Annotated in this window: 10 protein-coding genes and 1 tRNA gene; 7 read left to right on the forward strand and 4 right to left on the reverse strand. The window is 58.1% G+C overall.

Going from position 1 to position 7,152, the window contains the following annotated elements; translation table 11 throughout:
- From NW837_RS04730 to NW837_RS04740, 3 genes are all read left to right on the forward strand, one after another.
- Window positions 1-246, forward strand: a 246-nt coding sequence (locus NW837_RS04730; RefSeq protein ID WP_414329489.1) for a phasin family protein, incomplete at its 5' end; no start/stop codon positions are given.
- Between the two features lie 107 nt (window positions 247-353).
- The gene (leuD, locus tag NW837_RS04735) at window positions 354-956 is read left to right on the forward strand and encodes a 3-isopropylmalate dehydratase small subunit (RefSeq protein ID WP_414329490.1); all 603 of its coding nucleotides are present in this window, start codon (window positions 354-356) and stop codon (window positions 954-956) included.
- A complete protein-coding gene (locus tag NW837_RS04740; protein WP_414329492.1) occupies window positions 953-2,008 on the forward strand; it encodes an SAM-dependent methyltransferase in 1,056 nt (351 codons plus the stop codon). The genes leuD and NW837_RS04740 overlap by 4 nt, the downstream gene beginning before the upstream one ends.
- Here the strand turns inward: NW837_RS04740 and NW837_RS04745 are convergent.
- Entirely contained in the window at window positions 2,005-2,199 is a 195-nt protein-coding gene (locus NW837_RS04745; RefSeq protein ID WP_011433610.1) for a hypothetical protein, read from the reverse strand. The genes NW837_RS04740 and NW837_RS04745 overlap by 4 nt on opposite strands.
- A gap of 139 nt (window positions 2,200-2,338) precedes the next feature.
- Between NW837_RS04745 and NW837_RS04750 the strand changes: the two genes are divergently transcribed.
- From NW837_RS04750 to NW837_RS04760, 3 genes are all read left to right on the forward strand, one after another.
- Window positions 2,339-2,578, forward strand: a complete 240-nt coding sequence (locus tag NW837_RS04750) for a hypothetical protein (RefSeq protein WP_011433611.1) — start codon at window positions 2,339-2,341, stop codon at window positions 2,576-2,578.
- 90 nt (window positions 2,579-2,668) lie between these two features.
- Window positions 2,669-3,082, forward strand: a complete 414-nt coding sequence (locus NW837_RS04755; RefSeq protein ID WP_414329493.1) for an NfeD family protein — start codon at window positions 2,669-2,671, stop codon at window positions 3,080-3,082.
- A gap of 98 nt (window positions 3,083-3,180) precedes the next feature.
- Window positions 3,181-3,254: transfer RNA gene (locus tag NW837_RS04760), tRNA-Pro, on the forward strand.
- A gap of 169 nt (window positions 3,255-3,423) precedes the next feature.
- On the opposite strand, the gene NW837_RS04765 is transcribed toward NW837_RS04760, so the two are convergent.
- The 3 genes from NW837_RS04765 to NW837_RS04775 all read right to left on the reverse strand — a co-directional run bounded on the left by NW837_RS04765 (window position 3,424) and on the right by NW837_RS04775 (window position 5,752).
- Complete coding sequence (locus tag NW837_RS04765; protein WP_414329494.1) at window positions 3,424-3,663, reverse strand: hypothetical protein; 240 nt, start codon at window positions 3,661-3,663, stop codon at window positions 3,424-3,426.
- Between the two features lie 90 nt (window positions 3,664-3,753).
- The gene (locus tag NW837_RS04770; RefSeq protein WP_414329496.1) at window positions 3,754-5,412 is read right to left on the reverse strand and encodes a TM0106 family RecB-like putative nuclease; all 1,659 of its coding nucleotides are present in this window, start codon (window positions 5,410-5,412) and stop codon (window positions 3,754-3,756) included.
- A gap of 61 nt (window positions 5,413-5,473) precedes the next feature.
- Window positions 5,474-5,752, reverse strand: coding sequence for a hypothetical protein (locus NW837_RS04775; protein ID WP_414329498.1), 279 nt, complete (start codon window positions 5,750-5,752; stop codon window positions 5,474-5,476).
- Window positions 5,753-6,195: 443 nt separating this feature from the next.
- On the opposite strand from NW837_RS04775, the gene NW837_RS04780 reads away from it, so the two are divergent.
- Window positions 6,196-7,044: an ABC transporter ATP-binding protein gene (locus NW837_RS04780; RefSeq protein WP_414329500.1), complete on the forward strand. Its 849-nt coding sequence runs from the start codon at window positions 6,196-6,198 to the stop codon at window positions 7,042-7,044.
- Window positions 7,045-7,152: the final 108 nt, after the last annotated feature.

The raw sequence follows: 7,152 nt of genomic DNA on the forward strand, positions 1-7,152 counted from the left end.
GCTGCCGACGACTTGGTGCAGAAGGGGCAGCTCAACCCAGAAGAGGCATCCAATGTCATCAACAACCTGCTCAACCAGGTGAAGGCCGAGCAGAGTAACTTTGAATCCTACGTTCAGCGGCAGGTGCGCAACGTCCTGCAGGATCTGGGCGTGCCCCGCCAATCGGAAATGGACGAGCTGCGGGGGCGGCTGGATCGGCTGGAGCGGCAGGTGCGCAATTTGGAAAATCAGGTTTACCGCCGGTAGCCGAGCTGAGCCTTCCCCTTTTGCCGGCTTTCCTTTGCCGTTGGGCAGGGTTTTGCCGAACGTTGCGATACCCTGAAGTCCTCTCTGGGAGAATTCATCAAGTTCCTATGTCAAGCGAAGTTTTGACCGTCACAGGCCGAGGGATCCCCCTGCTGGGCAACGACATCGACACCGATCGGATTATCCCGGCCCGCTTTTTGAAGTGCGTCACTTTTGACGGCTTGGGCCAGCACGTGTTTGCCGACGACCGCGCCCAGGATCCCAGCCAACACCCCTTCGATCAGCCTCAGTACCAGGGATCCCAGATCCTCGTGGTCAATGCCAATTTTGGCTGTGGCTCCAGCCGGGAGCATGCCCCCCAAGCGCTGGCCAAATGGGGGATCCGCGCTCTCATCGGTGAAAGCTTTGCCGAGATTTTCTTCGGCAACTGCTTGGCTCTAGGGATCCCTTGTGTTACGGCACCCCCGGCTGTGATTCAAGCCCTGCAGAAGGCGGTGGCGGAAAATCCCCAGCTCCAGTTGACGCTGGATCTGCCCAACAAACAGGTGCGCTGGGAGGCAAATACCGCTGCTGTGGAGATCCCCCAGGGAGCCTGGCAAATGCTGGTGCAGGGCACCTGGGACGCCACAGGACAACTGCTGGCCGCCCAAGCCCAGATTCAGCAAGTAGCCGCTTCTTTACCCTACGTGCGTTGGCAGCGAGCCCGTTGAGCAATCCTCTCCCCCCTGATACCCATACATGGCTGGGCAGTGCTGACCCAGATTTTCTGGATTTGGCGATCCGGGAGATAGAAGCTGCGGATCCAGAGGCTGCCGTGCAGCGGCTAAAGGAAGCACCTGGCTTGGTATGGGTGTGCAGCCAACGCTCATTTGCTGACCTGGCTGAGGCTTGGCAAGCTGACCCGCCCATTTTTTTACGCCACATCTGCCCCATTCACCAAGAACGGCGGCTGGCCGAGGGATCCTTAGTTGAATTGCGCCTTGATGGGGAAATGTTGGCAGCCATTGACCCCGCCCTCAGCTTTTCGGTTCAGACGCGCCTGTTTGGAGAGCCGGCTCTCAAGCCCTTCCAGGTCAATGAAACCCTGGCCGAACAGGTGATCGCGGCGGTGGGATCCCCCCTGGAGGTCAAAGACCCCCAGCAGGTGATCTCGGTGGTGATCCTGGCTCAACCGATGGGCATTCGCGCTTGGCTGGGCCTATCCTTGGCTGCCCAGAACCTCTCCAACTGGGCCGGTGGGATCCATCGCTTTCGGCGGGATCCAGAGCAAATCAGCCGCTCCGAGTTTAAGCTGCTGGAGGCCATCCAGGTGTTTCAGATTCCCTTGGTGCCAGGGGGACAGGCTCTGGATCTGGGGGCAGCGCCGGGGGGATGGTCGCGCATTTTGCGTCTATATGGCCAGCAGGTCACGGCAGTGGATCCGGGGGACTTGGACGAGCGCCTCAGCCAAGATCCGGGGATCTGCCACCATCGCCTCAGCGCCCAAGCCTACTTGGCCCGTGGCCCAGGCCGGTTTCACCTCATCCTCAACGACATGCGCATGGATGGCCCGGCTTCTGCCCGCCTGATGGTGGCTTTTGCCCCCCATCTGCAGCCACAGGGGAGAGCTGTGATGACCCTGAAGTTACCTCGCCAACACCGCCTGCGGGTGCTGCGGCAAAGTTTGGAGATTTTGGGTAGTGCCTTCCCCCTGGTGAGGGCCCGCCACCTGTTTCACAATCGCAGCGAAGTCACCCTCTACTTGGGGATCCCTGCCCCTTAATCTGCCGTTTCCACCACCTGAATCTCCCGACGGAGCACCATTTCGCGAATGGACTCCAGCAAGCCTATCTCTTCGGGGGAGATTTTGCCGTCCGACCGGATGGCGTTGACGATTTGATCCACCTCTGTGCGGGTGAGCTTCTTGTCTTCCAGCGCTCGATCCACCAGCGCTTGCAATTGCGAAAACTCCATAAGGCTCCTCTTGCTTGAACAGGTCTTGTCGCCTCATCTCCTCATCCAAGCTACCCGCCCTGACCCAAATCTCCTGCAAGCGCAAGATTCTCTTCAGGTATCCTAAAGAAAACGTGAAACCCACCGAGAGGAAGACATCATGGCTGGCCCGGATCCCAGGAGCACTGCGCACGATTGCGCCACCCTCTGTCGAGATGGCTGTGTCTTGGGAGAGGACTGCCCCCACCGAGAGGCGGCTCGCCAAGCCGTGGCCTTTGTCATGAGCACCGACTGGGAGACCTTGATGCGGATCGCCGAATCCAAGAACCTACCCAAAAGCTCCCCTCAGGAAGAGATGGATCCCCTGCAGTTTTTGGAGAATTACCGCTTGGGCGGGTAAGCCCCAACCAGTCTCCCTAAGGACAAGGGATCCCTGCTGAGGATCCAGGGGTTTTGAGCCATACTGAATTTGGTGGGATCCCTGGATTCTATGGTTTGGCCTTGGATCGTCATCGGGTTAGTCCTCATTTCTGCCGAATTGTTTTTGCCAGAATTGGTTGCCGGCTCGGTGGGGCTGGCGGCGCTCTTGGCGGGGCTTTTGGCTTATTTGGGGCTGCCGATCTGGGTACAATTTGCCAGCTGGATTGGGGCATCGGTGGTGTTGATTATCCTCAGCCGCCGTCTGGTGCCCCATGGATCGGTTCAGGTAGAGGAATCTCGCGAGGCGCGGGCAATCACCCCCATTCCCCCAGGCGAACGGGGGCGGGTTTCTTATCTGGGTTCCACCTGGAACGCCAAGTGCAGCATTCCCAACCTGGAAATCCAAGCCGGACAGGAGCTCTACGTGGTGGAGCGACAGGGGAATACCCTCATTGTCATGCCGGCCAAGATGCTCAAGTCCTGACCTGGACAAATGTTTGTTTCCCTTGTTGCCTTGAGCGAGGGATCCCTGCTTGGGTGTGCATCAGAGGCGGGGATCTGGCATAATCACAAAAGCTAAGCCGGGATGTAGCGCAGCTTGGTAGCGCATCTGCTTTGGGAGCAGAGGGCCGCAGGTTCAAATCCTGTCATCCCGATCCTGCCTGCGACGGGAATTGAGCCGTTTACGCTATTGACCGAGAGTTTCCCACCTATCCAGAGCCCCGCAGCCAAAACCCGCATCTATCGGCAGGGGTGCAGTCTTTGTCTTGAAGGCGCAAGAAGCAAACTCTTCGATTCTTCGATGCCATGAAAGAAATGGGCGGATCAGGCAGCCAAGCGGGATCCCTTGTAGCCAGGCTGAGGGAAAAAAGAAGCAAGCACAAAAAAGGCAGGGTTGACTTGCCCCTGCCGAGAAGATCGAGAGCTGAGAGCCTGCTCTCCTTGTCGCAATCGTTGCATCAAGGCGCGGTTCCGCTTGTCCAGTTGGCGCTTACGTGCCGATCCCCCACGACCGCGACGGTTTCTGCCCTGATAGCGAGGAGATTCATGAGATTTCAACAGCATGGGATCCCCTTAATGAACTAAATGGGCCTGTCTAATTCTAAACGAAGCCTCAGCCATTGACCACAAGACCGGCAGCGCAAGCTGCGGCATTCATGGCTGGGGACAGACCACCTTCGTCAACTCATTCGGATGGAGAACTCCACTTTGGGACAACCAGTCTTTTAGCCGATGGGTAGCTCGACAATCATCCTCGTTGTAGATAAGCGAGTGCTCCAAATATCTGCGCTCCCGAGTTTCCAGCCATTGGCTATACCAATAAATGGACTGGGCGCCATTGGCATCAGGCAGACGCCACTGAAACCCCAACCAGCGGGCGATGTTTTTCAGGGAATAGCTCTCAATCGGTAACACCACCGAGCGTTGCACCCAGGCCTGTAAATCCACAAAGCGCTGCAACAACTGCCGCAGCTGTCGGGGATCCGTGCGGTATTGCTCCCCCAGCCGTCGGCAGGTCTGCACTTCAAAGCCGTGAAAGTGGTAGATGGGAGCGTCAGGATAGCGTTGTGCCAGTTGCAAGAATTGCTCCCAAGCTTGCCTTTCTTCCCGCGGCTCGGCGGCCAGGCAACTGTGATAGCTCGCAACCTTTTTCCCCTCGGCTTGCTCCACCACCAGCAGGCCCAGCAGATAGGCGACGTTGTGGCGGGGATCCGCCTCGATATCGAAGTACAGCTCTACGGGTGTGGTGGGCAGGGTTTCCGGGGGGGATTGAATCCAGAGAGGCTGCCGGCTGAGGGTGGCACGGGCTTGCAGCTGCAGTTGCAGGGCCACGCCGGATCCCAACTTGGGAATGGCTTGCAACCTATCCAACTGAGCGTTGGCCAGGGCTTCAATCGAGTGGATCCCCGCCTCTTGCAAAAGGGGATAGCGGGATCCCGTTACGCCCGGCAGCAGGCTGAGGGGTTGAGCGGCGGCGTTCAACTGGCGACAATGCTCCCGCCAGTGGCAAAGATGGCAGCGGCTGCGGGCCATGAACACCTGCGGTGGTTCCGGCTGGTTGAGGGAGTGCAGGTACTCCTGCAGCAATTGCCGCACCTGTGCTCGTCGGCGGCTCAGGTGGACGGGGTGCCACTTCCCATCTTTCAGGATCAAAATGCCCCGCTTGGGAACGTTTCCCTGCAGGGATCCGAGCAACTCTGCCTGCAAAGCCAGCAACAATTCGTATTCCGGTTTGGGGCGTTTGCCGATACGAATATGAACCGGCAGGTAAGAGGATCGGGCGGCGTGGCGACTTCTGCCAACGAGAGCGGGATCCCGAATCAGCAGATCCAGGGAGCTGCTCACCCAAACTGAACGTCCCTCTGGAACAGCTTCAGGCGGCAACGCAAGAGCGGGCACCATCTCGCAGTCTTCTGGGGCAGGGATGGGATCCCTTGGAGAGGAGGAGTGAGGGACAGGTTCAGAAGCAAGCTGCAACAGCTCTGCCTCAGCAGTACAGTTGAGATCTTCCTGCGGTTGCCAAAACAGCTCTGCGGCAATCCGTCCGCCGTAGATCCGCTCCGCCCCGTCGGCCATGGCTGCCAAGAGAGCTTCATTGCCCGGCGCAACCCGTTCTCCGGGGAATCGCTCAAACACAGCGGCTGCCAGGGCTTGGCGATCCCGCCGCCATTGCTCCAGCAGGTTGTCCGGCGGCAGCTTGGCCTCTTGAGGGCCAAAGCGATCCAGGTAAGGCAAGCGTCGGCAACGAAAGAAAGCAAGCAGCTCCTCAGCCTCAACAGAACCCTGTCCTGCTGCTGCAACCTGGCACTCCAACGGTGGAAAACCTCAGCTCTGCTGCCATTGTGGCACGCCCCCAGGCTGCCTTTGGGATCCCTCAAGACTTGGGATCCTGAGCGGGCAGGAGATGGGCAATAATGCGCTCAATCGTCTCAGATTGGCAACGAGCTGTATCGGCTTGCTGTTGACATATCGTCTTTAACTCTCCCAGCCAGGTGTTGTGCTCCTGGGATATCAGCACCTGTTGTTGAACAATGGCTTTCAGATGGGTCAGGTCATCCTTGACGAAGCTGACGGTCTCGGCCAGGGTCAACACAGCCCCAACCAGGCGATCCAGCCGGAAGTCAATTTGGTCGAATCGGTCTTTGCTCTGCATTTTCCTTACATTGGTTAGTAGAGGTTATCGGTGGGCGCTGAAGGGAAGTCACTTCACCAAGAAAAAGCCCCAAGCCGAACAGTCAGCCCGCTCAAGCTTGTGTCTTTATTGTTACCCGTACGTACAGATACAGCACTAGCTATTTAGTGCGACTTCCCCTATCTGCTGTACGATCACGCCCTGCCCTGCGGACGTAACTCACCCTTCAGGTGCAATGTGCACTATTTTGCAGAGCTTGGAGAAAAACCACAGGGAACGAGATCACAGCCACGGAAGACTTGAAGGGATAGCATAAACTACTGCCAAGGGCAGGGATCCCTGATAAGACCTGCAGCTTGCTGACACGGCTGGCGTATGCTGGAGAATAAAGATTTCTTTACACTTTACCGGAGCGGACTGTGACAGCTCTTTCGACGGCCCCAACCTTGCCCCAAACCAAGACGGTGGCGGTGGAAATGCAGGGGGTGTGGAAGCGCTTTGGGCAGCAGGTTGCCGTTCAAGATTTGAGCCTGCAGATCCCCCAGGGGGAAGTGTTTGCCCTGTTGGGGCCCAACGGCGCCGGCAAATCCACCACCATCCGCATGCTTACTAGCCTTACCCGACCCAGCCAGGGATCCATCCGGGTGGGGGGGTATGACGTGGTGCGGGATCCCGTGTCGGTGCGGCGGCAGATTGGGGTAGTGTTGCAGCCCATCACCCTAGAGGCAGAGCTGACCGTTTGGGAAAGCCTGGAGTTTCATGCCCGCATGCACCACATTTCCAACCCGGAGCGGCAACGACGCATCGATGAATGGCTGGAGTATGTGCGGCTGGCGGATCGCCGGCAAGACAAAGTGAAAACCCTCTCAGGGGGAATGAAACGACGCTTGCAGGTGGCCAGGGCGTTACTGCATCGCCCCCAGATTTTGTTTTTGGACGAGCCCACCGTCGGGTTGGATCCCCAGGCGCGGCGGCTGTTGTGGGAGATCTTGCGGGATCTCAATCGGCAGGGCATGACCTTGCTGATTACCACCCACTACATGGAGGAGGCAGAAGAGCTGTGCGACCGCATCGGCATCATGGATGGGGGAAGGTTAATCGAGTTGGGCAGCACCGAGCAACTGCGGGCCAAGTATGGAGAGGCCCTGCTGGTGCGATCCTGTCCTGGCCGGGAGGTGGAGTACACCTTTTTCCCCAGCTTGGCGGAAGCTCAGCGGCAGTTGGAAGCTGAACCTGACAAAACCGGCCTCATGGTGCGCCCGGCCAACTTAGAAGACATTTTTGTGCGTTTGACAGGCCGCCGCTTGGATTAACGGGCCCTCACCCCTGGCCCCTCTCCCAACGTGAAGAGGGGAGCATGACTCTAGTCAATAATAAGCTCAACTATACTGAAAATAATGTATAATATGTTCAGTACGGAT

The organism is Synechococcus sp. R6-10 (assembly GCF_047461815.1).
Classification (GTDB): Bacteria; Cyanobacteriota; Cyanobacteriia; order Thermostichales; family Thermostichaceae; genus Thermostichus.

What these genes read in the sequence shown, in the direction of transcription:
- leuD (WP_414329490.1), top strand. Translation starts at nt 354, where the DNA reads ATGTCAAGCGAAGTTTTGACCGTCACAGGCCGAGGGATCCCCCTGCTG.
- NW837_RS04745 (WP_011433610.1), bottom strand. Translation starts at nt 2,199, where the DNA reads ATGGAGTTTTCGCAATTGCAAGCGCTGGTGGATCGAGCGCTGGAAGAC.
- NW837_RS04750 (WP_011433611.1), top strand. Translation starts at nt 2,339, where the DNA reads ATGGCTGGCCCGGATCCCAGGAGCACTGCGCACGATTGCGCCACCCTC.
- NW837_RS04755 (WP_414329493.1), top strand. Translation starts at nt 2,669, where the DNA reads ATGGTTTGGCCTTGGATCGTCATCGGGTTAGTCCTCATTTCTGCCGAA.
- NW837_RS04765 (WP_414329494.1), bottom strand. Translation starts at nt 3,663, where the DNA reads ATGCTGTTGAAATCTCATGAATCTCCTCGCTATCAGGGCAGAAACCGT.
- NW837_RS04775 (WP_414329498.1), bottom strand. Translation starts at nt 5,752, where the DNA reads ATGCAGAGCAAAGACCGATTCGACCAAATTGACTTCCGGCTGGATCGC.